Here is a 1,153-nt window from a genome sequence, read left to right on the forward strand (position 1 = left end):
GCGTTAAAGAAATACGCTTTTGTGGTCGGAAAACGTGATAAACGCTCGGCGTCGTGGGCAATCAAACTGGCGAGACGAGGACTGACGGCAAAACCTTCCTCAGCCAAGTTGATCACTGGCTGAATGATCTTTTTCCATTCCAGCTTGCCGTATTTTTGGTGGGTATCCCACAACAGTTTGACGGTGCTCGGTGTCGCGACAGATCGTCCGCCTACAACGGCATCATAGAATTGCAGCGGTTGGCCTTGGTCGTCCAAAAACAGTGTTGGGGTTGCGGCAAGGGGCGCGGTTTCTCGACCATCATAAGTGGTGAGCTTTTGTTGTTCGCCATCCCAATACACCAAAAATGCGCCGCCACCAATGCCGGAAGACTGTGGTTCGACTAAGCCAAGCATCAGTTGTACCGCCACCATAGCATCGATGGCATTGCCGCCTTGCTCCAGTACATCAGCACCAGCTTGGGTGGCGATTGGGTTCGCTGCTGTCACCATATAGTCTTTGGCTTTGACCAGTTGTTTGTGCTCAAACCCAGTACTCTGCTCTGGGGTAATCGCATCGGTGGCTTGGTTTGCAAACGCGGTGTGGGTGATAGAGGCGCTAAGAAAAAGACCCGTAGACACGAGTCGGTTGAACGTCCAATGCATGATGACTCTCCATGTTGCCAGTTTGATTGTTCAGCTTGGCAGCCATGGAGAAGATCGTCGAGTCAGCGTTTTAATAAATGTCGGGTGTGCGACGCTTTTAAATCAGAGAGTTAACCGATTAATGTGCTGATGGTTTGCACCAAGATACTGCCGCCAACGAGGGTAAACACCACACCACAGATGCCATCGATGTAGATGCCTGCCTGTTGTAATCGACGTTGTAAACGTTGCGTTGAGAGCATCCACGCCAAGCTGGAAAACCAAACCAGAGACAAGTTGAACAGGATAACTAACGCGATGCTTTTGCCTGAGACTGACATTCCGGCTGGCACCAAGCTCGACATCAAGCTGATGAAGAAAACCAGTGCTTTGGGGTTGAGAATGTTGGTTGCAAAACCTTTGGCAAAAGCCTGACGCCTGTTGCTGATCACGAAGCTGTTTGTTTTATTTTGTTGATCCGTTTTCGGGTTTTTGATCGTAGCGATCACACCGCGCAGGGCGCCAACACC

Annotated in this window: 2 protein-coding genes; both read right to left on the reverse strand. The window is 50.5% G+C overall.

Going from position 1 to position 1,153, the window contains the following annotated elements; genetic code table 11:
- Positions 1 to 644: gamma-glutamyltransferase (locus tag R8O11_RS25005; protein ID WP_318194580.1), on the reverse strand; the 644-nt coding region annotated here is incomplete at its 3' end.
- A 110-nt stretch (positions 645 to 754) separates the two neighbouring features.
- On the reverse strand, positions 755 to 1,153 hold a 399-nt coding region (locus R8O11_RS25010), incomplete at its 5' end, for a LysE family translocator (protein ID WP_318194581.1).

It is taken from the genome of Vibrio sp. 1288 (assembly GCF_033344475.1).